The 23,839-nt window shown below is 47.8% G+C and carries 21 protein-coding genes, 7 tRNA genes and 1 pseudogene; 14 read left to right on the plus strand and 15 right to left on the minus strand.

Features of this window, described 5'->3' with window-relative positions; translation table 11 throughout:
- Positions 1-258 precede the first annotated feature (258 nt).
- Positions 259-2,238, minus strand: a complete 1,980-nt coding sequence (tkt, locus tag O3661_RS04350) for a transketolase (RefSeq protein ID WP_070826451.1) — start codon at positions 2,236-2,238, stop codon at positions 259-261.
- A 444-nt stretch (positions 2,239-2,682) separates the two neighbouring features.
- Between tkt and ccoG the strand changes: the two genes are divergently transcribed.
- From ccoG to O3661_RS04405, 11 genes are all read left to right on the plus strand, one after another.
- The gene (gene ccoG, locus O3661_RS04355) at positions 2,683-4,167 is read left to right on the plus strand and encodes a cytochrome c oxidase accessory protein CcoG (RefSeq protein WP_371492420.1); all 1,485 of its coding nucleotides are present in this window, start codon (positions 2,683-2,685) and stop codon (positions 4,165-4,167) included.
- Positions 4,168-4,170: 3 nt separating this feature from the next.
- Positions 4,171-4,737 (plus strand): FixH family protein, encoded by a 567-nt coding sequence (locus tag O3661_RS04360; RefSeq protein ID WP_107723459.1) that lies wholly within the window; start codon positions 4,171-4,173, stop codon positions 4,735-4,737.
- Positions 4,738-5,413: 676 nt separating this feature from the next.
- Positions 5,414-5,974 (plus strand): CDP-diacylglycerol--glycerol-3-phosphate 3-phosphatidyltransferase, encoded by a 561-nt coding sequence (gene pgsA, locus O3661_RS04365; RefSeq protein WP_107723669.1) that lies wholly within the window; start codon positions 5,414-5,416, stop codon positions 5,972-5,974.
- Positions 5,975-6,068: 94 nt separating this feature from the next.
- Positions 6,069-6,144 (plus strand) — tRNA-Gly (locus O3661_RS04370).
- A 34-nt stretch (positions 6,145-6,178) separates the two neighbouring features.
- Positions 6,179-6,254 (plus strand) — tRNA-Gly (locus O3661_RS04375).
- 24 nt (positions 6,255-6,278) lie between these two features.
- Positions 6,279-6,354, plus strand: a tRNA-Gly gene (locus O3661_RS04380).
- 21 nt (positions 6,355-6,375) lie between these two features.
- A tRNA-Gly gene (locus tag O3661_RS04385) sits at positions 6,376-6,451 on the plus strand.
- Positions 6,452-6,482: 31 nt separating this feature from the next.
- Positions 6,483-6,556, plus strand: a tRNA-Cys gene (locus O3661_RS04390).
- 10 nt (positions 6,557-6,566) lie between these two features.
- A tRNA-Cys gene (locus O3661_RS04395) sits at positions 6,567-6,644 on the plus strand.
- Between the two features lie 21 nt (positions 6,645-6,665).
- Positions 6,666-6,755 (plus strand) — tRNA-Leu (locus tag O3661_RS04400).
- A 392-nt stretch (positions 6,756-7,147) separates the two neighbouring features.
- A complete protein-coding gene (locus O3661_RS04405) occupies positions 7,148-9,169 on the plus strand; it encodes an LTA synthase family protein (protein ID WP_371492421.1) in 2,022 nt (673 codons plus the stop codon).
- A gap of 87 nt (positions 9,170-9,256) precedes the next feature.
- Here the strand turns inward: O3661_RS04405 and rfaD are convergent, their stop codons facing one another.
- The 11 genes and pseudogenes from rfaD to lpxK form a co-directional block, all read right to left on the minus strand.
- The gene (rfaD, locus tag O3661_RS04410) at positions 9,257-10,261 is read right to left on the minus strand and encodes an ADP-glyceromanno-heptose 6-epimerase (protein WP_371492423.1); all 1,005 of its coding nucleotides are present in this window, start codon (positions 10,259-10,261) and stop codon (positions 9,257-9,259) included.
- A gap of 140 nt (positions 10,262-10,401) precedes the next feature.
- The gene (gene rfaE1, locus O3661_RS04415; protein ID WP_371492424.1) at positions 10,402-11,364 is read right to left on the minus strand and encodes a D-glycero-beta-D-manno-heptose-7-phosphate kinase; all 963 of its coding nucleotides are present in this window, start codon (positions 11,362-11,364) and stop codon (positions 10,402-10,404) included.
- Between the two features lie 41 nt (positions 11,365-11,405).
- Positions 11,406-12,077 carry an NAD(P)H-binding protein gene (locus O3661_RS04420; RefSeq protein ID WP_371492426.1) on the minus strand — a complete coding sequence of 224 codons (672 nt, stop codon included), beginning with the start codon at positions 12,075-12,077 and terminating at the stop codon, positions 11,406-11,408.
- Between the two features lie 13 nt (positions 12,078-12,090).
- The gene (gene pyrF / locus O3661_RS04425) at positions 12,091-12,822 is read right to left on the minus strand and encodes an orotidine-5'-phosphate decarboxylase (protein WP_371492427.1); all 732 of its coding nucleotides are present in this window, start codon (positions 12,820-12,822) and stop codon (positions 12,091-12,093) included.
- A gap of 110 nt (positions 12,823-12,932) precedes the next feature.
- Entirely contained in the window at positions 12,933-13,580 is a 648-nt protein-coding gene (gene adk, locus O3661_RS04430) for an adenylate kinase (RefSeq protein ID WP_371492429.1), read from the minus strand.
- Between the two features lie 72 nt (positions 13,581-13,652).
- Positions 13,653-14,171, minus strand: coding sequence for a 3-deoxy-manno-octulosonate cytidylyltransferase (locus O3661_RS04435; protein WP_371492430.1), 519 nt, complete (start codon positions 14,169-14,171; stop codon positions 13,653-13,655).
- 11 nt (positions 14,172-14,182) lie between these two features.
- Entirely contained in the window at positions 14,183-14,944 is a 762-nt protein-coding gene (kdsB, locus tag O3661_RS04440) for a 3-deoxy-manno-octulosonate cytidylyltransferase (protein ID WP_371492431.1), read from the minus strand.
- Positions 14,941-15,123, minus strand: coding sequence for a Trm112 family protein (locus tag O3661_RS04445; protein WP_371492433.1), 183 nt, complete (start codon positions 15,121-15,123; stop codon positions 14,941-14,943). Before O3661_RS04445 ends, kdsB begins: the two co-directional genes overlap by 4 nt.
- A gap of 94 nt (positions 15,124-15,217) precedes the next feature.
- Positions 15,218-15,792 (minus strand): annotated as a pseudogene (locus O3661_RS04450) (DUF2059 domain-containing protein).
- A 45-nt stretch (positions 15,793-15,837) separates the two neighbouring features.
- On the minus strand, positions 15,838-16,503 hold the full coding sequence (locus O3661_RS04455) for a hypothetical protein (protein ID WP_371492435.1): 666 nt from the start codon (positions 16,501-16,503) through the stop codon (positions 15,838-15,840).
- A 64-nt stretch (positions 16,504-16,567) separates the two neighbouring features.
- A complete protein-coding gene (lpxK, locus tag O3661_RS04460; protein ID WP_371492524.1) occupies positions 16,568-17,578 on the minus strand; it encodes a tetraacyldisaccharide 4'-kinase in 1,011 nt (336 codons plus the stop codon).
- Positions 17,579-17,759: 181 nt separating this feature from the next.
- On the opposite strand from lpxK, the gene xseA reads away from it, so the two are divergent.
- From xseA to O3661_RS04475, 3 genes are all read left to right on the plus strand, one after another.
- Positions 17,760-19,109 carry an exodeoxyribonuclease VII large subunit gene (gene xseA / locus O3661_RS04465; RefSeq protein WP_371492436.1) on the plus strand — a complete coding sequence of 450 codons (1,350 nt, stop codon included), beginning with the start codon at positions 17,760-17,762 and terminating at the stop codon, positions 19,107-19,109.
- 123 nt (positions 19,110-19,232) lie between these two features.
- Complete coding sequence (gene pssA, locus O3661_RS04470; RefSeq protein ID WP_070461488.1) at positions 19,233-20,012, plus strand: CDP-diacylglycerol--serine O-phosphatidyltransferase; 780 nt, start codon at positions 19,233-19,235, stop codon at positions 20,010-20,012.
- A gap of 1 nt (position 20,013) precedes the next feature.
- On the plus strand, positions 20,014-20,823 hold the full coding sequence (locus O3661_RS04475) for a sulfite exporter TauE/SafE family protein (protein ID WP_314576749.1): 810 nt from the start codon (positions 20,014-20,016) through the stop codon (positions 20,821-20,823).
- A gap of 86 nt (positions 20,824-20,909) precedes the next feature.
- Here the strand turns inward: O3661_RS04475 and O3661_RS04480 are convergent, their stop codons facing one another.
- The 3 genes from O3661_RS04480 to O3661_RS04490 form a co-directional block, all read right to left on the minus strand.
- Positions 20,910-21,590 carry a sulfite exporter TauE/SafE family protein gene (locus O3661_RS04480; RefSeq protein ID WP_188211289.1) on the minus strand — a complete coding sequence of 227 codons (681 nt, stop codon included), beginning with the start codon at positions 21,588-21,590 and terminating at the stop codon, positions 20,910-20,912.
- A 110-nt stretch (positions 21,591-21,700) separates the two neighbouring features.
- Positions 21,701-22,741, minus strand: a complete 1,041-nt coding sequence (locus tag O3661_RS04485; protein ID WP_371492438.1) for an ABC transporter permease — start codon at positions 22,739-22,741, stop codon at positions 21,701-21,703.
- A gap of 36 nt (positions 22,742-22,777) precedes the next feature.
- Positions 22,778-23,833, minus strand: a complete 1,056-nt coding sequence (locus O3661_RS04490) for an ABC transporter permease subunit (protein WP_003746080.1) — start codon at positions 23,831-23,833, stop codon at positions 22,778-22,780.
- Positions 23,834-23,839: the final 6 nt, after the last annotated feature.

The following is a 23,839-nucleotide window of genomic DNA, read 5'->3' on the forward strand; positions in this document are numbered from 1 at the left end:
GGGTTGGGAACAAAACATACCGTTTCAATCAGCCTTTTTTCCTACACAGGTGGAGAGCCGTCGGAAATTCCAAGAAACAGGCATTTGAAAAACAGTTACTAAATTAAAAGTAATTCCCCACAAACTCGGAAATGATGCTGATGAAAGCGTTTCTATTTGAATTACAACTCACCGTATTCGCAAATCCAAACGATACGACCTAGAAAAAAGGCCGTCTGAAATTTCAGACGGCCTTTTTATCTCAATCAAAAATCTGATTTACAAAACGGATTTAACAGTGGCAACCACATTGTCTACGGTAAAGCCGAATTCTTTGAACAGCAAATCAGCAGGTGCAGACTCGCCGAAGCGGTTGATACCGACCACGGCGCCGTTCAAACCGACGTATTTATACCAACCATCAGCATGTCCGGCCTCTACGGCTACGCGTGGCAAACCTTCCGGCAGAACGGCGGCTTTATAGGCGGCGTCTTGGCGGTCGAATACATTGGTAGAAGGCATGGAAACAACGCGTACGGCAATACCTTGTTCTGACAATACTTTTTGCGCTTCCAGAGCCAATTCAACTTCAGAACCGGTAGCAATTACAACAGCTTGTGCATTGCCTTGAGCTTCACTGATTACATAAGCACCGCGTTTGATGTCGTTCAGCTGTTGCTCATCACGCGCTTGGAATTTCAGGTTTTGACGGCTGAAAATCAGGCTGGACGGATGATCGGCTGCTTTAACGGCTTCAGACCACGCCACCAAAGATTCAACGGTATCGCATGGACGCCATACATCCATATTTGGAATTAGGCGCAGAGTGGCGGTTTGCTCGATAGGTTGGTGGGTTGGACCGTCTTCGCCCAAACCGATGGAATCGTGGGTGAACACAAATACAGGGTTGATTTTCATCAGTGAAGCCATACGCAAGGCATTACGCTCGTATTCGCTGAACATCAGGAAAGTCGCGCCGAATGGTTTCACACCGCCATGCAGGGTAAGGCCGTTCATGATTGCGCCCATGCCGAACTCGCGCACGCCGTAGTGAATATAGTTGCCGCCGTGTTCGCGGGTAACGGAAACGCTGTTTGACCAGTCTGTCAGATTGGACGGGGTCAAGTCGGCAGAACCGCCCACCAATTCAGGCAGCTCTTTGGCCAAGATTTCGATGCTGTTTTGGCTGGCTTTACGGGTGGCGATGGTTTCTGCTTTGGCGCACACTTCTTTTAATGCAGCTTGAACGTAAGCGTCGAAGTTTTCAGGCAGTTTTTTATCCATGCGGCGCACGAATTCTGCGGCTTCGGCAGGATATTTGGCTTGATATTGAGCGAAGAGTTCGTTCCATTCGGCCTCAAGTTTCGCGCCTTTTTCTTTTGCATCCCATGCAGCATAGATTTCTTGAGGGATTTCAAACGCAGGATAAGCCCAACCCAAATGTTTGCGCGTGGCTTCGATCTCGTCCGCACCCAAAGGCGCACCGTGGGTTTTATGGCTGCCTTCTTTATTGGCACTGCCTTTGCCGATTAAGGTTTTACAGCAAATCAGGGAAGGTTTGCCGGTTTCGGCTTTGGCCGCTTCAATGGCCGTCTGAATGGCATCAGTATCATGACCGTTTACATTTGGAATCACATGCCAGCCGTAGCTTTCAAAGCGTTGCGGAATATTTTCGGTAAACCAACCGTCCACTTTACCGTCGATGGAAATATTGTTGTCATCATATAAAACAATCAGTTTGCCCAAGCCCAAAGTACCGGCGAGCGAACAGGCTTCGTGCGATACGCCTTCCATCATACAACCGTCGCCCATGAAGACGTAAGTGTGGTGGTCAACGATGTTCAAGCCTTCTTTATTAAATTCGGCAGCCAAGATTTTTTCGGCCAAAGCCATACCCACTGCGTTGGCAATACCTTGTCCCAATGGGCCGGTCGTGGTTTCCACGCCGTCGGTGTAGCCGTATTCTGGATGGCCGGGGGTTTTGCTGTGCAGTTGGCGGAAGTTTTTCAGATCATCAATGGAGACGTTGTAGCCGGTCAGGTGCAACAGGCTGTAAAGAATCATGGAAGCATGACCATTGGAGAGGACAAAACGGTCGCGGTTGTAGAATTTCGGGTTGGCCGGATTATGATTGAGGAACTTCGTCCACAATACTTCAGCCATTTCCGCCATACCCATAGGTGCGCCGGGGTGGCCGGAGTTTGCTTTTTGTACGGCATCGACTGAGAGGAAACGGATTGCGTTTGCCAGTTGAGACATGGTTTGACCTTCCTTGGACAAGATTGGAAATATGAAAAAAGGTGTGCCGATTATCGCCTGAATCAGCCGTGCTTTCAAGGATAGCTTTTGATATTCGCTTTGTCAGACGGCCTGTTTCCACTCGGTTGCCCGAAACGGACGGGACAGATGATATTAACTGTTATTTCGTTTTGAAACAGTGCTTTATATATTTTTATCGTGTAAATAGCAAATCACTATAAGTTTGCACATAGGCCGAACCATAAACCTTTGAATACTGCCCTTTTCAGACGGCACTACATCAAACGGCCGCAAGGAATCCATCGTTAAGACGAAGTCCCTCTTTTGCTTTGAATAGAGTCAAATGTTATGATTTGTATGCACGCGAAAGGCCGTCTGAAAATATTCACATCAAACTACTACCATGACAACAGGCTTGTGTGCACTTCATCAAGGAACACTGAAATGTCACCAGAAAACCAAGCTGAAAACACCTCACCCTCAACAGAAAAAACAGCAAAAGCCACTCCGCCCAAACCTTCCAAACCCAAATCCAGCGTGATTCAAATCCATCCTGAAGGCGAACGCATCCATCCTAAAAAGGCGGAAGGACGCTTTGCCAAACTGCGTATCGCCGCAGTATTGGCGACCCAGTTTGTATTTTACGTTATTCCATGGTTCAACTGGAGCGGCCGTCAGGCGGTTTTATTCAATATCCCTGACCGTCATTTCTTCATTTTCGGACTGTCGCTGGGTATGGGCGATTTGATTTACCTTGCCTTGCTGCTGATGATTTGCGCATTCGGATTGTTTTGGTGGACAACCATTGCCGGTCGTTTGTGGTGCGGCTATTCATGCCCGCAAACGGTTTACACCGAAATTATGCTGTGGATTGACAACTTGGTCGAAGGCGATAGAAACAAACGCCTAAAACTGGAAAAATCGCCTTGGAACTTTACTAAAATTCGCATTAAGGCCACCAAATACCTGCTGATTTTCCTTGTCTGCGCATGGACAGGTATCACTTTTGCAGGCTGGTTTATCCCGATCCGCCAATTTGTTCCTGATTTATTCACCGGAGCAGCAGGCGGCGGCGCAATGTTTGCCGCAGCATTTTACGGATTCATGACTTTCTTCTTCGCCCACATCATGCGCGAAAAAGTGTGTCTGCATATGTGTCCGTATGCACGTTTCCAAAGTGCAATGTTTGACAAAGACACGCTGATTATTTCTTACGATACCGAACGCGGCGAACCGCGCGGCGCACGCAAGAAAACCGCCAACAAAGAAGACAGCGGCTTGGGCGACTGCATCAACTGCACCATGTGCGTGCAAGTCTGCCCCGTCGGTATCGACATCCGAGACGGTTTGCAATACCAATGTATCGGCTGCGCGGCGTGTATCGATGCCTGCGACGAAATCATGGACAAAATGGGCTACGAGCGCGGCTTGATCCGTTATACAACCGAAGGCGCGTTGGAACACGAATACCCTGAAAGCGACATCAGAAAACGCTTGAAACGTCCGCGCGTAGCTGGTTATGGCGCAGTACTTCTGGTGGTCATCATCGCCTTCCTGGTCGGCATTTCCACCCGAAAAATGGTCGAAGTCGATATCCTGAAAGACCGTGGCGTTATGGTTCGCGAAAACAGCCAAGGCTGGTTGGAAAATGCCTATAACCTGCGCATTATCAACAATAGTGAAAATGAACAACTGATGACTGCAACCGTCAAAGGCTTTGATGAAATCGCGCTGACCGGCCTACCTGAAAACGGTATTAAAATTGCGCCGCGGGAAACCGTTACCATCCCGGTACAGGTATCTACCATTCCCGAATACGCTGACAAAGGCAGCCATCCGATTGAATTTACCTTTATCTATCGCGAGACCGGCTCTGCCGACTCCAAACCGACTACTTTAGAAGAAAAAGCAACCTTTATCGGAGAATAAACGGTGTCCTCACAACCCAAAATCAAACCTTGGTACAAACATATTTGGCCCTGGGTGCTGATGGCCGGCCCCATCTTCGTCGTTATCGCCAGCGTTTCCATGTTCTTCGTCGCAAAAGAACACACGACAGACTTGGTGTCTGACGATTACTACAAAGACGGCAAACACATCGAAATCCAACTTCACCGCGATGAAGAAGCCGTTAAACGGCAAATTCAGGTGCAGGTCTTAATCAGTCCGGATATGAATGCCGCCAAAGTATTCGTCAGCGGACAATTCGATACCAAACAGCCATTAAACCTATTGTTGATGCACCCAACGCGCAAAGCCGATGACCAAACCGTCAAGCTGCGCGCCGTAACAGCCGAACCACAAAACGGCCGCATGGAATACGAAGCCGTCTTTAAACCTTTACGCCCAACCAATCATTGGTACTTACGCGTTGAAGATGCCTCAGGCGTATGGCGTGTTGAAAACAAATGGATAGTCAGCCAAGGCAATGCAGTCAACCTGACCCCCATGGACAAATTGTTCGACAACGGAAAACAAGCCGCTTCAACAGAACAATAAATCCCGACCCAGGCCGTCTGAAACCTTTCAGACGGCCTGAAATCTTCATACCCTCTTATATTCCCTTCCAAATATGATTTTTTCCGATTGGCGCAGACTTACCGAAAATGAAGTCCGTATGGCAAAACAAGTTTTTGCGGACAGCATAAACTTCCACCGCATCAAAATATATCGCGGCATTCCACTTATACCCAACGCCAATACCGCCATTGCGCCCAATGGAAACATATACTTTCCGCGTAAACACTGCCCCGAAGATTTCACTCAAGCCGGGATCGCCTACAAAATCTGGCTGATTCATGAGCTGACACATGTCTGGCAACACCAGCGCGGTCACAAAGTTTGGCTTTCCGGCCTATTCATCATGCTCAAAGGCGGATACAGAAAACGCAAAGCTTACGCCTACCCCATCCCCTTACCCCACATCAACCAATTAAATATCGAACAGCAGGCAGACCTTATTGCCCACTATTTCGCAGCTACTTTTCTACCCAAAAACATTTACACCCCGCAACAGCCTATTTTTCATACGGCCTTAGCAGATTTTCTTCACAACCCACACGACAAAAATCTATGCCCGAAATACTTGTCGGCAAAAAAACAACACTTCAAAAAGCAGAGTGAACAAATAAGCTATAATGAACAATCCGACACATCATCCAAAAGATCCCAAACCATGCCTTGGAACATACCTATTTTACTTACCTGGATGCGCGTCCTATTAATCCCCGTGTTCACCATCCTATTCTATTTACCGAACACATGGATTCAACCACAAACCGTCAACTGGACAGCCGCTATCATCTTTGCACTTGCCGCTATTACAGACTGGTTCGACGGCTTTTTGGCACGCCGCTGGAAACAAACTTCCGACTTTGGCGCATTCCTTGACCCTGTTGCCGACAAACTCATGGTCGCAGTTGCCCTGCTCCTGCTCGTCAGCCTTGGCAGAACATACGCCATCTTCGCCATGATTATTATCGGACGAGAAATTACCATTTCCGCCTTGCGCGAATGGATGGCACAAATGGGCAAACGCGGCAGCGTTGCAGTGGCCACTATCGGCAAATTCAAAACTACTGCCCAAATGATCGCCATCTTCCTTTTACTTATCGGTACGGACAAATATAACGACCCTTTCTATCTCATTGGTAACATATTGATGTTTATAGCATCTGTATTGACCATCTGGTCCATGTGCTACTACCTGAAAATGGCATGGAGAGAATTCAAATAAAATTTTTAAAAAAATAAAAACAAAACACTTGACGCACACAATTAAATCCATAATAATTGCGTCTTCTTCGATATACGAAGCAACAAATATCAGAGCGGGAATAGCTCAGTTGGTAGAGCGCAACCTTGCCAAGGTTGAGGTCGCGAGTTCGAGACTCGTTTCCCGCTCCATACTGATTACTTGTTGATTGTTCTTTTTCAATATGCGGGAATAGCTCAGTTGGTAGAGCGCAACCTTGCCAAGGTTGAGGTCGCGAGTTCGAGACTCGTTTCCCGCTCCAGTTTAATTTCAGATGCACTCAAATGCGGGAATAGCTCAGTTGGTAGAGCGCAACCTTGCCAAGGTTGAGGTCGCGAGTTCGAGACTCGTTTCCCGCTCCATTAAATCATGCATCCGAATACGCGGGAATAGCTCAGTTGGTAGAGCGCAACCTTGCCAAGGTTGAGGTCGCGAGTTCGAGACTCGTTTCCCGCTCCAGTTTCATACTACAACACTCAAACGTAGTTTTGGCGAGATAGCAAAGTGGTTATGCAGCGGATTGCAAATCCGTCTACGCCGGTTCGATTCCGACTCTCGCCTCCATCCCTTTCATGGCGGGGTGGCAGAGTGTTTATGCTATAAGGGGTGCAACCCTTATATAGGCCGGTTCAAATCCGCGCCCCCGCCTCCAATTTTTCAATTTACTGTCTACGCCCGGGTGGTGAAATAGGTAGACACAACGGACTTAAAATCCGTCGGCCCTAAACCGGCCGTGCCGGTTCGATTCCGGCTCCGGGCACCATTTACCGCTTTTAAGCGGTTATTTTTTTATCTAGTACCCACGCCTAAGAGTAGTAAAGATAGCCCATTAACAGCTTTGTAATTATAAATACCCACTATTCTATCTAGAACAAGAGATTCATTTAAACCACTAAATTATTCTTATTTTAGATTAATTGTATTGCCGTAAAAGATACTAATTCAAAAACAAATTTCCCCAACTAGTTATATGATATTAAAATGAATTCAACATATTATGTTTTTATTTATAAGAAATAGCTAAAACATATGTCTATCTCCTTCCAAAAATCAAATCATCATATCGTATGATTTCTATAAAAATTATATGCTAGTTTAAAACCTTAAAGGGTTATAAAATAACGCCGTTTTAAATACTTATTACATATCTACAAAATGTCTCGTCTACTTGCCTACAAAAAAATTCTATGCAATTCTTTTTCATTATGGCTTTGCACTGTTCTAATTCTTTTTATTGAACGGTGTTTAATGTCACACTATTATCTATCAGATGATACCCGTAGTCGTTATTCCGAGGATATTATCCAGCTTATGATCAAAGGGTTATTATTTGATATTAAATCTGCTTCTGTATTAACGGCATTACCATTTTTACTGGGGTTATTCAGCTTATTAAATTCAAAAACTGTTGTAACATATGGACGGATTCAAGCACTATTGTCTACAGTATTGTTATCTATCGTTTCTGCTCTGGCTATAGGGAATTGGTTTTATTATGGAGTCTACGAACGCCAATTCGATGTTTTTATTTTTGGTCTTGCAGAGGAAGATACTGTAGCCGTACTCAAAACTATTTGGTCCGATTTCCCAATTATTTGGGGACTAATTGCTTTAGCCATAGCAGTAACCCTTTTTTGGAAATATTTTTCCCAAATTAACAGATACTCTTTTTCTGCTACTGCTACAAGCAAAGCAACTTGGGTTGCTATCATAATGATACCTATCTTAATCTTAAGTATTGGTATACGTGGTTCGTTTGGTAAATTTCCTTTACGACAAACCTCCATGCAAATTTCAACCTTACCGCAAATAAATAAATTAGTTCCCAATGCACTGATTTCTTTAAATTGGGCTTTTGCAGAACATCGAAACAGTAATAATTTTGTCGAAGTTACCGATTCAGATGGTATTGAACTGATGAATCGTCTACAAAATCAAAAAGCTGATGCCAATTTAAATCGCTTATTTACACAAACTAATAAAAATTTAATTGTTGAACAACGTAAGCCCAGCGTCGTATTCGCAGTTATGGAAAGTATGAGTACACACTTGCTTTCTCTAAATACGCCTGAACGAGATCTATTAGGTGAATTAGATAAACATTGGAAAGAAGATTGGGTTTATTCACGTTTTATCTCTGAGGGTGATGGTACTAGCGACTCACTACACCGTTTTTTTATTCGTAGCCCACGCCTTAACCTTAGTCAATCTGCCGCTAAAAATAAAACTTTTCCTGGAAACATGTTTAAACCATATCTTGATGCAGGATATCGTATTGTGTATATCACTGCCGGCAATGGGGGGTGGCGTGATTTTGATAGTTTTCTGCGTCATTTGGGTGTACATGAAATCATTGATGAAAATGCGATCAAAGTACGCTACCCTGAAGCCCAATCCAGCACATGGGGAGTACCTGATGAATTTATGTTCCGATATGCAGAAGACGAGTTGAAACAAGCAAGAAAAAATAATACTCCCGTATTCATCATGATGCTATCAGTAACTAATCACCCCCCCTATCAATTACCTAAACCTAACCAAGCTAAAGATTTTCATCTCACAGAGCAAGAAAAACAGCGACTTTCCAGTCTAGCGACAGGAAAAGAATTGAATGAGATTTTTAACACATTCCGATATAGCAACGACCAACTTGGACGCTTCATTAGTCATATAAAATCTATTGCACCGGATACTATTATTGCTGCAACTGGAGACCATAATATGCGCGCAATCAGTTATCCTTCACCTAATGAAATTGCTCTTGGCCACAGTGTACCATTCTATCTTTATGTTCCACCTACTTACCGCTCTAATGCAGAATATCATCCTGAGCGGGCAGGCTCACATAAAGACATTTTGCCAACGCTATATAATCTTAGCCTATCAGAAACACCTTATTATCAAACCGGTTGTAATTTGACTGCACCTACTGTTGATTCTTCATGGTGTGGCTATGGTTATAATCCTGAAGTTTTAGTAACTGAACATGGTTTTTATAATTTAAGTAATCAGGAGTTCCATCGTTGGAACAATCAGGGACTGCAGACGGCAGAAGCTGAAATCAGCCAACCACCTGCTGAAGATATACCTTTTATTGAACGAGGTAGTGTTTACACTCAATTTTTAGATTGGCAAATTAACCGTATTGCAACTACCCATCACAAAGAATACAACTAAGTTTTTATACTATCTTAGTAAAATAAAACCGACTTACCCAAACAGGTAAGTCGGTTTTATTCTCAGACAACATTACTGTACTATTTATTAAACCAAGTTCTCCAGCATCCATTTAACGTAACGGCTGACGCCTTGTTTTACATCCAAAAATTCTTCTTTATACCCAGCTTCGCGCAGCTTGGTAATATCCGCTTGAGTAAAGCTCTGATATTTGCCTTTGAGTGCATCTGGGAATGGAATATAACGGATAAGTTCTTCTTCAACCAACTCTTTCAAACTCATTTCAGGCTTGCCTTCGGCTGCACGACAGGCGTTGACGGTGGCAGCGGCAAGTTCGTTAAACTGTTGGCTGCGGCCTGTACCGAGGTTAAAGATACCTGAAAGCTCAGGATGATCGAAGAAGTAAAGGTTAACCTTGGCAATGTCTTCTACGCTGACAAAATCGCGTGTTTGCTCGCCATTGCCGTAGCCGTCATTAGCGCCAAACAGATTAACATAACCATGCTCGCGGTATTGGTGGAAATGATGGAAGGCAACCGATGCCATACGGCCTTTGTGTTGCTCCTGTTGTCCGTAAACATTGAAGTAGCGGAAGCCGACAACTTGGGCGGTCAAACCTTCTTCCATTCGGCGGCGCAATACTTGGTCAAACAAGAATTTAGAGTAGCCATACACATTGAGCGGTTTTTCCAGTTCGCGCTCTTCGCGGAAGATTTCACCCTTACCATATACGGCAGCGCTGGAGGCATAAAGGAACGGAATGCGTTCATCCTGACACCAGTCCAAGAGATCGAGCGTGTACTGGTAGTTGTTGTCCATCATGTAAAGACCATCATGATTCATGGTGTCGGAACATGCGCCTTGATGGAAAACCGCTTCAATATTGTCGTAAGGCAAAAGATGGCCGCGCACTTGGCGGATAAATTCGTGTTTATCAAGATAGTGGGCAATTTCACACTCGACAAGGTTTTTAAATTTTTCACCTTTGCTCAGATTGTCGACGGCAACAATGTCGGTAATACCGCGCTGGTTAAGTGCTTTGACGATGTTGCTGCCGATAAAGCCGGCCGCGCCTGTTACGATAATGGTCATAATGAGTTTCCTTTATTTTGATTTTTCAGACGGCCTTGAAGTAATCATGCCGTCTGAAAATAAAAACTTTTCTGTCTGGATTATTTTCCAACTCTATTTTCAGACGGCATTTAGAATTTTAAGGCCGTCTGAAACAATCATTATTGCTCTTCCAATGCCTTATTCAACTCTGCAAACGAGCAAACCGCCGTACCAAGTTTTGCCACGACAACGCCCGCTGCCGTATTAGCAAGGTGCATCGCTTCAGGCATGGTATAGCCTGCCGCCAAACCCAAGCCCATTCCGGCAATAACGGTATCGCCCGCACCGGATACATCATAGACTTCTTGGGCCCGTGTAGGCTGATAAATCGGCTCGCCCTCATTGAACAGGGTCATACCCTCTTCGCTTCGGGTCAGCAAAATAGCGGTCAAGTCGAGATGGCGGCGCAGATTTTGGGCTTTCTCGGTCAAATCGTTTTCGTTTTTCCAGCTGCCCACCACTTCTTTCAATTCTGCACGGTTAGGCGTAATCAGCGTAGCGCCGGCATATTTCTCGTAATCATCGCCTTTCGGGTCGATTAAAACGGGTTTACCGGCCTGTTTCGCCCAATCAATCATATCGGAAATATGCGACAAACCGCCCTTGCCGTAATCTGAAAAAATAATGGCATCGTATTCGGGCAACACTTCTCGATATTGATGTTTGATTTGTTCCAACACCTCACGATGAGGCAATTCTTCAAAGTCAAGTCGGATAAGCTGCTGGTTGCGGGCAACAACGCGCAATTTGACAGTGGTCGCAATTTGCTTGTCGCGCATCAGATAGGAAGAAACACCGTCTTGCACCATCAATGCGTCCAGCGCATCTGCAGCTTCGTCATCGCCGGTCACGGACAACAGCCCTACTTTACCGCCCAGCGATGCGATATTGCGCGCAACGTTCGCCGCACCACCCGCGCGTTGGTCGATACGTCCGATTTTCGCCACCGGCACGGGCGCTTCGGGCGAAATACGGGACACGTCGCCAAACCAATAGCGGTCGAGCATCACATCGCCGACAACCAAGACTTTGGCTTGTGCAAAACGTGATTTTAGGGTTTCTTGTTGGAACTTGGTTACCATACTGGCTCCATTAAAATCTCTGTGTAAGGCTTGTTATCAGTTTATTGATCTAACAGCCTAAAAATATCTTGAGGCTCATATACCTGCATATGGTTTTTCGAGTACGATGCCTGTTCATGAGATGACAACAACGCCGCTTTTAGCATGGCTTGCGCCAATTTTTCGACCGCAAGCGGACGTTGGCTTTTCATCAGGCCGATACGGTCGAATCCATGCAAAATCCGTTCGGCTATTTTCTCACCCAATCGATCGCTATTCGGACGAATCAATAAGGGCGGGCGGAAAATAATAAGGCGTGGAAAATTCAAAGCGATAATTGCTTGCTCCAATTCGCCTTTCATCCTTTGATAAAACAGGCGCGAAGCGGCATTTGCGCCGGACGCGGAAACCAAAACCAAGGTATGCACACCGTTTTCTCTTGCGGCTTTGGCGAACTCAAGATTCGCTTCGTAATCGACAGCCCATTGCGCCTCTTTGCTGCCTGCCGCTTTCAAAGTCGTGCCCAAGCAGGCAAACAATACATCACCCTGCACTTCATTTCGCCATGTATCAATCCGGGCAAAATCAATCTGATGAGCGTACAGCTTGGGATGGGAAAAATCGGGATTTCTGCGTCCGAAGCAATCTATACGCTCGATTTCCGAATGTTCTGTCAGCAAGGGCAACAAGGATTTTCCTGTTGCGCCTGTCGCGCCAATCACAATCGCCTTCATACTTCAGACGGCCTTAAGCGTTTGCCACGCGGTTCACTTCACGCAATACGGCTACCGGATCGGTAGCTTTGGTTACCGGACGGCCCATTACCAAATAGGTTGAACCTGCTGCCAGAGCTTCAGCCGGTGTCATAATGCGGCGTTGGTCGTCATTATTGCCTGCAACGTCCAAGCGGATACCCGGTGTTACCAAGACAAAATCCTGTCCCAATTCGCGACGCAGCGGCACGGCTTCTTGAGCGGAACATACCACGCCGTCCAAACCTGAACTTTGCGTCAGTTTTGCCAAACGGATGACTTGTTCCTCAGGGGCGATGTTCAAACCGATTTCTGCCAAGTCGCTTTGTTCCATACTGGTCAACACGGTTACGCCGATTAGGAGCGGCTTGGTTTGATATCCGGCAACGGCTTCTGCTGCAGCTTCCATCATACGGCGGCCACCGGAGGCGTGCATATCGACCATCCACACACCCATATCGGCGGCAACTTTACAGGCCTGAGCGACTGTGTGGGGAATATCGTGGTATTTCAAATCGAGGAAAAGTTTGAAACCTTGATTGATTAAGCTTTCCGCTAAATTACGGCCGGTTGCGGTAAACAGCTCTTTGCCGATTTTGATTTGACACAGTGTCGGGTCAAGATTGCGGACAAATCCGAGCGTATCTTTTTCGTTGGCAAAATCAAGGGCGACGATAACGGGAGTACGTTGTTGCTGAGTTTGGAAATCGGAGATCAAGGGATTCATAAGATGCCTGCAGATAAACGGTTATAGCTTCGATTTTAACAGCTTTTGTACACAAAAGGCCGTCTGAAAATATTTTTTCAGACGGCCTCATGATTTTACTTCGGCAAAACTTATTTGCCCAAACCTTTCAATACTTCGGCTTTCACGGCTTCTACCGGTTGAGTGCCGTCAACTTTGATGTATTTAGGCGCGAGTTCACCTTCCAGTTTGCTGTAGAAATCAACCAAAACTTCGGTTTGCTCGTGGTAAACGGCAAGGCGTTTTTTCACGGTTTCTTCTTTGTCGTCGTCGCGTTGAATCAAATCTTCGCCGGTTACGTCGTCTTTGCCTTCGACTTTAGGCGGATTGTAGGTAACGTGGTAGGTGCGGCCGGAAGCCAAATGCACGCGGCGTCCGCTCATACGGTCGACAATCACGCTGTCAGGCACATCAATTTCAACTACGGCATCCAAATCCACACCGGCTTCAACCATAGCTTCGGCTTGTGCCAATGTGCGAGGGAAACCGTCAAACAGGAAGCCGTTTTTGCAGTCGTCTTGGGCAATACGCTCTTTAACCATGCCGATAATGATGTCGTCGCGTACCAAACCGCCTTCATCAATGATTTTTTTTGCTTCCAAACCCAGCGGGGTGCCTGCTTTGATGGCAGCGCGGAGCATATCGCCGGTAGAGATTTGAGGAATGCCGAATGCGGCGGTAATGAATTGGGCCTGAGTGCCTTTGCCTGCGCCAGGTGCGCCCAACAATAATACTTTCATGATGAGTCCTTCTTGGTTTATGGATTTGATGTTTGTTTAATTCTACACGCCTTGCGTTTATCGTTCAAAACTTCAGGCTGCCTGCTCTACGCCAAAGTGCTGCCACGCATCATCGCGCATTTCGATAAACCAGCTGTCTTCGGGGAAGCGTTCCAACGCGTCTTTCAACGTGGAAAGTAGGTTTTGGGACAAGGCTTTTGCCAAATATTCTTCCTCGTTGGCTTCTGCCGCTTTGTCCGGCTGCTGCGCCAAACCGAGGGCGCGTGTCTGATGGCCGTGTGCCAGATAGTTGAGCGCAATCACTTTTTGTGCCCAAAGCTGGGGAATATCGGGGCTTTCCTGCAACAACACCGATAAAATCGATACAGCGACCGCCAACCGTCCGCCGGTCATGCGCAAATCTAAGGATTGGTTGGGCGGCAGGGTGCTGAGCATTTCTGCCATGCGAAACCAAAATTCGCCGCTGGCCTCATCGGGCGCGGCCACTTTCAACATTTCGTAGTTGAACTCTTGATCGTCGTCTTTGACCAGCAAAGCGACATCGGCAAGCAGTTTTTGTTCGTCACGGCTCAAATGGCGTAAATCATTCATGTTTTTTCCTTTCAGACGGCCTCGAACACAACCCTTACCCTGTCCAAATCTTCCTGCGTATCCACGCCGGCGGCTGGCGCTTCTTGGGCAATTTCAACGGCAATCGGATAACCGTGCCACAGGACGCGCAACTGTTCCAGCGATTCGATGGTTTCCAAAGGAGAAACTTCCATTTCGGAATAGCGTTGCAGGAAACCTGCGCGATAGGCATAAATGCCGATGTGGCGCAAAACTGCTGTTTCGGAAGGCAATTCGCGTTTTTCGGCACGCATCACATCACGCGGATAAGGAATCGGGGAGCGGCTGAAATAGATGGCGTTGCGGTTTTTATCGAGGATGACTTTGACGACGTTAGGATTCATAAACTCGTCAAAATCGTGCAATTCGTGGGCGGCGGTCGCCATTTGCACATTGTTTTCAACCAAAACTTCAACTGTACGGTTGATGAGCTCGGGATCAATTAAAGGCTCGTCGCCTTGTACGTTCACAACAATCAGATGCTGCGGCAGTTTCAGCGTATTGGCCGCTTCGGCAAGGCGCGTTGTACCGCTTTCGTGTTGATTGGAAGTCATGACCACTTCGACACCGTGCGCCTGACAGGCCGTCTGAATATCAGGATGGTCGGTGGCAACGACAACACGCGCAGCCTCACTTTTCGCTGCTTGTTCGGCAACACGTACAACCATCGGTTTACCGTGAATATCGGCCAAAGCCTTGCCCGGCAGACGTGAAGAATCCAACCGCGCCGGAATCAATACGACAAATTCGGTCATACTTTCAGTTCCTCTTCGCTCAACGCTCGTGCTTCGTTTTCCAGCATATAAGGGATGCCGTCACGAATCGGATAAGCCAGCTTTGCCTGACGGCTCCACAATTCTTGTTTGTCTTGATGGTATTCGAGTTTGCCTTTGGTAACAGGACAAACAAGGATGTCTAAGAATTTTTTTTCCATGGGGTTACTTTCTGGTTTGGTGGTTTTAGCGAAAATCACTTTGCTCGTTTTGGCGAAACTTGCTGCACTCGTTTTCAGACGGCCTCAAGCGGCATTATTTTTTCCGTGCCGTTTTCTTCGTTTGCTGTGTACAAGCTTGGTCAGGATTTTTGCCATTGCACATGATCTGACGGATTTTACGGACTAACTTTTTGTTTTTACTTGATTTTTCGTATTTTTCAGTGATAATTCTCAATATTAGATTCATTGTGGCCTCAAAATAGCGCGGCGTTTTAGTAAGTATAATTGCCCCACTGCAGTGCCGTAAAAGTCAATCAATGCGTTGACTTCTTCCTGAGTATAAACCGCCTTTATACCATCTAAAGCTGCTTTATGTACCTGGGTATTCTCTTGTAGTGCATTAATTTCGTTCATTAATTGATTTGTATATTTTTTAAGGACCTCTTCTAACTGTGGACGCTTATCTTTTGGCACATCTTTCAAAAAATCCTGTATCTTCGGATCAGAGAGCACAATACCTCCATCGCTTTGGAGAGACTGATTCAGCAGTGCATCCATCTTCTGAACTTCAAACAAACGCTCCAGCGACGCATCACTGGGCGGCGCGGCAAACGCATTGGCACACAAGGCCAGCGTGGCGAAGGGCAATAATAAGGTTTTCAGTTTCATTTTTTCTCCTTTTCAATAAAAAAATATTTTCAGATAGTCGGAAAATTATTTGGCACATTCCGAAGAATGTTTATTACCCTTACACAAAATATCGCGTGTTTGCGCCTCAAAAGCGGGCGTATATTTATCGCTTGCATTGAGGTAGTTTTGACTCATGTTTTTTTGGATAATCTCATCGCTCAGCTTATCGAAATGCTTGACTTTTTCGAGCGCAGACTTGCCGGCACCATGCCCAAATGCTTCGGCCATCTTTTCTATATCCGATTGGCTCAACATATCCTCAAGATTTCCACCATGCTGTTGGAAACTTCTTATCTTTTTCAAAATATTTTTCCCCTGAGCCGAAGAGAAAAAACGGTTGGTTACATCGACTTCTTCTTGTGTAAATACTTTCTGTACGGCACGCTTTTCTTCATCCAACCATTGTTTTTTCAACTCAGGGCGGCTCAAATCGTCTTGCATGTTTTTCATATAACGGCTGATGACCGCCTCCATCTGCGCTTTTTGAGCTTTGGGCGTCATCGTTAACAAGCGTTCATTGTCCTCTTTATTCACCATCTCTAAAGAACGTTGTACTTTCTCGCTATAATTACTGCTTATCCCTTGAATTTCCAACCATTTCATTGCAGATTCATCACTTGGTTTAGCAGCTAAGCTTTGAGTGGATACAAATAAAGCTGCGCAAGCGACCAACAAATATTTTAACTTCATGATTTACTCCTATCGCGTAGTTTGAAGATCATCTTTAAAACATCTGTGAAACATCTATAAGCATTTAGATTGAAACATTCGCGGATACAAACGCCGCCAAGTCCGGCTCAATTATCGCATAAACAGGCAAGACCCACACATGATTCAAACCGTGGCCGTCTGAAAATTTGACCGCATCCTTTTCCGTGATAATCACCACATCTGTGTCCGGCAAATCCGCGGCCGTAATATCTGCATGATCAGGCAAGGCAATGGTTTGTTTTAAAGCAATATTCATGCTTTGCAACGCATTGAAAAAACGCTCCGGCTTAGCGATACCGGCAACAGCGGCGACAGTTTGATTTCCCAAACCCGCCAAATCCAATTTTTCAGACGGCCTGTTCAAACGGTAAATCCGCCCTGTTTCAATATGGCTGGCAAACATATTTTCAGACGGCCTGAATGCCGTATCTGCTTGCCCCCCGCTGACGACAACCGCATCAACGGAAGCCAATCGCGACAAAGGTTCGCGCAAGCTGCCGTTGGGCAGTAAATCCAAATTGGTGCGTCCTGTATCTGCCGCTGGGAATACGGCAATTTCCATATCGCGTTGCAAGGCATAATGTTGCAAGCCGTCGTCGGCCACAATCAATTCAAGCTCTGGATGCGCCGCAAGCAATGCCCTGCCTGCTTCTGCACGGCTGCTGCCTACTGCCGTCGGCGCGCCGGTTTGGCGAAACAGCAATAAAGGCTCATCACCTGCATCTGCCGCGCTGCTGGCTGTATTCAATACATGAACCGCCTTACTCTTGCGCCCGTAACCTCGGCTGATGATGCCGACCTTAACGCCCTTTTCCCGCAAACCCGACACCAGCGCGGCGACTATCGGCGTTTTCCCTGTTCCGCCCGCATGGATATTACCGACCACCACCACAGGCACAGGCAATTTTTCGCTTTTCAGACGGCCTGAAACAAAATCATCGCGCCGTTTCGCCGCAATTTTGGCAAACAGCTTGGACAATGGTTTTAACAGCGAAGACAAAAACGGATTGGGGGATTGCCAATGGCGTTCGATAATTTGGTGGAGTTTGGGCATACGCACGGCTTTTGAAGCGAAAATCAAACGATAATATAACACAAGCCTGCCAAGGCAAGGCCGTCTGAACATGCGCCTTTGATAATATTAAAACAAAGGGCGCAAGTTTCATAAAACGAATACAACGAATCGCTCTAAAAACCCTTATAATTCAGCTTTCCCAAATTTTTTCCGTTTCGTAATGTCCGAACTTTTCGCGCCCTCCTCCATTTCCGTATCCGAACTCAACGCCATCGCCAAAGCCTTGCTGGAAGACCATCTCGCAGGTTTGTGGATTGCCGGTGAAGTATCCAACCTGACCCGCGCCGCCAGCGGACATTATTACTTCTCGCTCAAAGACAGCCGCGCGCAGGTGCGTTGCGCCATGTTTAAGGGTGCGGCCATGCGCTTGGCAAAGCCTTTGAAAGAAGGCGACCATATCGAAGTATCAGGAAAAATCAGTATTTATGAAGCGCGGGGCGAATTTCAAATTACCGTGAATGAGGTGCGGCTCAAAGGCTTGGGGCAGCTTTACGAAGCCTATGAGCAATTGAAGGCGCAGCTGCAGGCTGAAGGCGCGTTTGCGGCGGAACGCAAGAAACCGTTACCCGCCCGTCCGCAATGTATCGGCATCGTCACCAGCCTGGCGGCAGCAGCTTTGCGCGATGTTGTAACCACCTTAAACCGCCGCGCGCCCGAAATCCCCGTTATCGTTTATCCGACACCCGTTCAAGGCACAGGCAGCGAGTTGCAAATTGCCCAAGCGATTAAAACCGCTTCGCAACGCGCCGAGTGTGACGTATTGATTGTCTGTCGCGGTGGCGGCAGCATTGAAGACTTGTGGGCGTTTAATGAAGAGCCGGTTGTGCGCGCCATCGAAGCCTGCGCAATTCCCGTTGTCAGCGGCGTGGGACACGAAACCGATTTCACACTCGCCGATTTCGTCGCCGACGTACGCGCACCGACACCAACCGGAGCGGCAGAGTTGGTCAGCCCCAACCGCCAAGAATCGCTACATCGTCTAGCCCAAACGCAAGGCCGTCTGAAAACTGTTTTGGAGCAACGCTATTTCGATGCCAGCCAAAAACTCGACTGGTTGGCGCGGCAAATCCGTCATCCGCGCAAAAAACTCGACGAACAGCGTGCCTCAATCAGCAAACTGGCGCAAACGCTATCTTACTCAATGACGCAAAACCTTCGCGCCCACACCGCCCGTTTCGAACGCCAAACCCAAGTCCTGAAACATTGCCGTCCTGATGTTTCCGTTTACAAACACAACATCGACCGCTTTCAGACGGCCCTGTCGCATTCCTTCCGCCAGCTACTCACCCACCGCCGCCAAAGCCTGACCGCCCAAGCCGCATTGCTCGAAGCCGTCTCGCCTCAACATATTCTGGAACGCGGCTTCTCGGTCGTCAAAAACACACGCGGACAAGTCATCCGCAATGCCGATACGTTGAAACAAGGTCAAAAACTGCACATCACTTTTGCCGACGGCGAAACCGACGTACGCGTGACCAAAGAGCAGGCGCAGGGCGAGTTGTTTGACTGACGCAATAAAGGCCGTCTGAAACTTTATGCTGATGAAGTGAAACTACGACTGCCTTTTAAAAATCCTTAACCTGCCAATGCGGTATAATGCCTCATCTGCACCCGCAGCATATACGGAAACATTATGGACAACTCACAAAATACAGAAAATCCGATTCCACCGCGTAACTCCATCCGCAAAAACAGCATTTACCTGCTGCCCAATTCCTTTACCATCGCCGCACTGTTTTGCGCGTTTTTCGCCATCACCCAGTCCATGCACGGACGTTATGAAACAGCGGCGATTGCAGTTTTCCTTTCCATGCTGCTCGACGGCATGGACGGACGCGTGGCGCGGCTGACCAACAGCCAAAGCGCATTCGGCGAACAGCTCGACAGCCTTGCCGATATGGTCAGCTTCGGCGTCGCGCCTGCCCTGATTGCCTACAAATGGCAACTTTGGCAGTTTGGCAAAATCGGTTATTCCGTCGCCTTTATCTACTGCGCCTGCGCCGCCCTGCGTTTGGCACTGTTCAACACGCTTATCGGCAAAGTCGACAAACGCTGGTTTATCGGCGTGCCCAGCCCGACCGCCGCTGCGTTGATTGTCGGCCTGATTTGGGTCAACCACAGCGTCGAACGCTTCCCCAACGTGCATTGGTGGGCATTGGGTATCACCCTGTTTGCCGGCATTTCCATGATTGTGCAGATTCCGTTTTGGAGCTTCAAAGAAATCAACATCCGCCGCCAAGTGCCGTTTATGGGCATGGTGTTGGCCGTGTTGGTATTGCTGCTCATCAACTGGAAGCCTTCGCTCGTCCTCTTCTTGTTTTTCCTCGGTTACAGCTTGTCCGGTTATGTGATGGCAGTCATCCGTTGGTTTAAAAAACGCCATAAAACACACAAACACGACAAGGCCGTCTGAAATGTGGTCTTGGGACATCATCCTTGCCCTGCTCGCCGTCGGCAGCGCGGCGGGCTTTATTGCCGGACTGTTTGGCGTAGGCGGCGGCACGCTGGTTGTCCCCGTTGTCTTATGGGCATTGCAACTGCAAGGCGTAGGCAACCACCCCTATGCCCAGCATATCGCCATCGGCACTTCCTTTGCCGTCATGGTGTTTACCACCTTCTCCAGCATGTATGCCCAGCATAAAAAACACGCCATCGATTGGGCAACCGTCCGCCGGATGACGCCGGGCATGATATTCGGCGTCCTCCTCGGCGCAGTAACGGCAAAATATATGCCGACGCTGGCTTTGCAGGTTTTCTTTATTGCATTTCTTACCCTTATCGCACTCAAAACCCTACGCGATTCCAAACCCACGCCTTCACGCACCCTGCCCGCCCGCCCCGGCCTGACAGCCGCGGGCACGATTTTTGGTGCAGCTTCAAGCTGGGTCGGTATCGGCGGCGGTTCGCTATCCGTTCCATTCCTACTGTATTGCAACTTTCCGGCGCACCGCGCCATCGGCACATCTTCAGGCCTGGCGTGGCCGATTGCAGTTGCCGGCACCATCGGCTATTTTGCCAACGGTTTGCCTATTGCCAACCTGCCTGAAGGTGCGGCAGGCTTTATCTATCTTCCGGCCGTAGCCATTTTGAGCGTTGCCACCATCCTCTTTGCCCCGCTCGGCGTTAAAACGGCGCACAAGCTGCCCGCCCGAAAACTCAAAATCGCCTTCGGTATTATGTTGCTGCTGATTGCCGCCAAAATGACTTGGAATTTGATACATTAAATCTTTCTTGTGAAACAGGCCGTCTGAAAATCTTTCAGACGGCCTGTTTCATGACAATAAAAACAAACTAAATTAAACCTTTTTCCCTACCCGATTTGCCCCATCGCAAAGACGGCCAAGCGCCATATCGCCCATCCTGCCACCAACAATCCGGCGCACAAACGAACCATGCGTTTTTGCAAAAAGGTTTTCAACTGCGCTGCAAATATGCCCATCGCGAGCAGGTTCGGCAAGGTTCCCAACGCAAACGCCAGCATATACAGTCCGCCATGCAAGGCATTACCACTGCCCAAAGCATACAAAGACGCGCTGTACACCAAACCGCACGGCAGCCAGCCCCAAAGCACGCCCACGCCGAAACAGGCAGACACTGATTTAATCGGCAGCAATTTGTTCAGTAAAGGATTCAGGCGTTTCCATATCGGTTTGCCGATGCCTTCGATTTTGGTTGCGGCAGTCGAAATACCGGCAAGATACAGACCGAGCAAAAGCAGCAAGACATTGGCGGCAATATACAAACCGTTTTGAACCGCACGCGTATCGTCCAAGGAAATGCCGACCTGCCCGACCAAGCCGACCAGAAGGCCGATGACGACATAGCTGCTGATGCGCCCCAAGTTCAACAATACAATCAGCCCGATTCGGTTTAAATGTGGCGGCAGCTGCAAAGCAAATGCGCTGCTCAATCCGCCGCACATACCGACGCAATGCGTTCCGCCAAAAAAGCCGAGCAGAAAAAGAGTAAGAAATGTGATTTCTTGATTCATGGTTTTTAATGATTCAAACGAATGGATGAGGCCGTCTGAAACTTTTCAGACGGCCCTGAGAATGCAGGATAAGCTTTTCAGCCCACCCTCTTCACGCTTTAGAAAAGCAATTAACTGCGTGCGCGTACGTCAAATGCCTGACGTAAACCTTCGCCGATCATCACCAGCAAAAGCAGCATCATCGTCAGCGTAGCGACGGCAGACAGGCCGATCCACCACGCGTCCAAGTTGTCTTTGCCTTGCGCCAGCAACTCGCCCAAACTTGCCTGTGAGGCAGGTACACCCAAGCCCAAGAAGTCCAAACTGGTCAGGGCAAGTACGGCACCTGAAATACGGAAAGGCAAAAAGGCCAATACCGGCGTCAAGCTGTTGGGCAGGATATGGCGCCACATGATTTCACGGTTGCCCACGCCCATCGCGCGCGCCGCCAAAACGTAATCGGTCTGGCGGTTTTTCAAAAACTCGGCGCGGACATAGTCGGACAAGCCCATCCAGCCGAAAAGCGACAGCAACACCAGCAAAATCAACAGTCCCGGATTAAAGAACGAAGACAGGATAATCAAGAGGTACAGCTCCGGCATACCACCCCAAACCTCGATAAAACGCTGCATCAGAAGGTCGGTTTTGCCGCCGAAATAACCCTGCACTGCGCCTGCAACCACGCCGATTACGGTAGTTACCACGGTCAACACCAAGGCAAACAGCAGCGAATCACGGAAACCGTAAACCAAACGCGCCAACAGGTCACGACCGCGGTCGTCCGTTCCCAAGATATGCCGTTCGGACGGTTTGGCCGGATCGGGTGCCGTATCAAAATCGTTCAAGGTATCGGCATCGTAAGGATTGGGCAGGTAAAGGGCAAAATTGCCGTCTGAAGTAATGTTGTGGCGGATAAGCGGATCCAGATAATCCGCAGGCGTATCGAAATCGCCGCCAAATGTGGTTTCGTTGTATTCGTTTACCAAGGGGAAGAAATACTCCCCTTGATAGCGTATCCACAAAGGTTTATCGTTGCTCCACAAAGGCGCAAGCAAAGTGACGACAAACAAAACGGCCAAAATCCGCAAAGCCAACCAACCGCGCTTATGCTGCTTAAAGGCTTGCCAAGTAGGGTTTGAAGTAGATTTTTTCTTTTTCATGGTTCGAAACATTCTTTAATAATGGATTGAAGATATTTTCAGACGGCCTTATTTCTGTCCGCCAAAGTGAATGCGCGGATCGACCCACGAATAAGAAATATCCGATACCAGTTTAGCCAACAACCCCATCAGCGTGAACACATACAGCGTACCCATTACGACAGGATAATCACGTTTCATTACTGCCTCGTAAGACAGCAAACCCAATCCGTCCAGCGAGAACAGCGTTTCAATCAACAGGCTTCCAGTAAAGAATGCGCCGATAAATGCGGCCGGGAAACCGGTAATCAAAGGAATCATGGCGTTGCGGAAAATATGTTTCCACAAAATCTGTTTCTCAGGCAAGCCCTTGGCTCGTGCGGTATAAACATATTGACGGCGGATTTCTTCAAGGAACACGTTTTTCGTCAATACGGTCATCACCGCCAAGTTGCCTGCCACCGAAGCGGTAATCGGCAAGGCCATATGCCACAAATAATCTTTGACTTTACCTGCCCAAGAGAGCGTATCGAAATCATCACCGACCAAACCGCCCTGTGGAAACCAGGCAAAAAAGCTACCGCCGCCAAACAACACCAGCAACACCAAACCCAAGACAAACGGCGGTACGGTATAGCCGACCAAAATGATCATACCCGTAATCGTATCGAAACGGCTGCCATCCCTGACCGCCTTGGCAATACCCAACGGAATACATATCAAATAAGTCAGGAAAAACGTCCACAAACCCAAACTCATCGATACCGGCATTTTTTCTTTCACCAATTCAAACACAGTTTGGTGATGGAAAAAGCTCTCGCCCAAATCGAAACGGGCGAATTTCCATACCATATCGGCAAAACGCGTCAAAGGCGGCTTGTCGAAACCGTATAAAGCATTCAGCGCGGCCAAATCTTCCGCACTGATGCGGTTGCCGTTTTTGGCCAAAGTTCCGGGCATACTGTGTCCCGCCGTCTCGCCGCCAACCGCGCCCTGCGTCAGCTGCTGAACCATCTGCTCCACCGGGCCGCCGGGAACAAACTGAATCACGGCGAAAGTAATCGCCAAAATCCCCAACAGCGTGGGAATCAAAAGGAGCAAACGATGAAAGATATAACGCCACATGGTTAA

Source organism: Neisseria sp. 20925_1_37 (assembly GCF_041433255.1).
GTDB classification, from domain to species: Bacteria; Pseudomonadota; Gammaproteobacteria; order Burkholderiales; family Neisseriaceae; genus Neisseria; species Neisseria flavescens_D.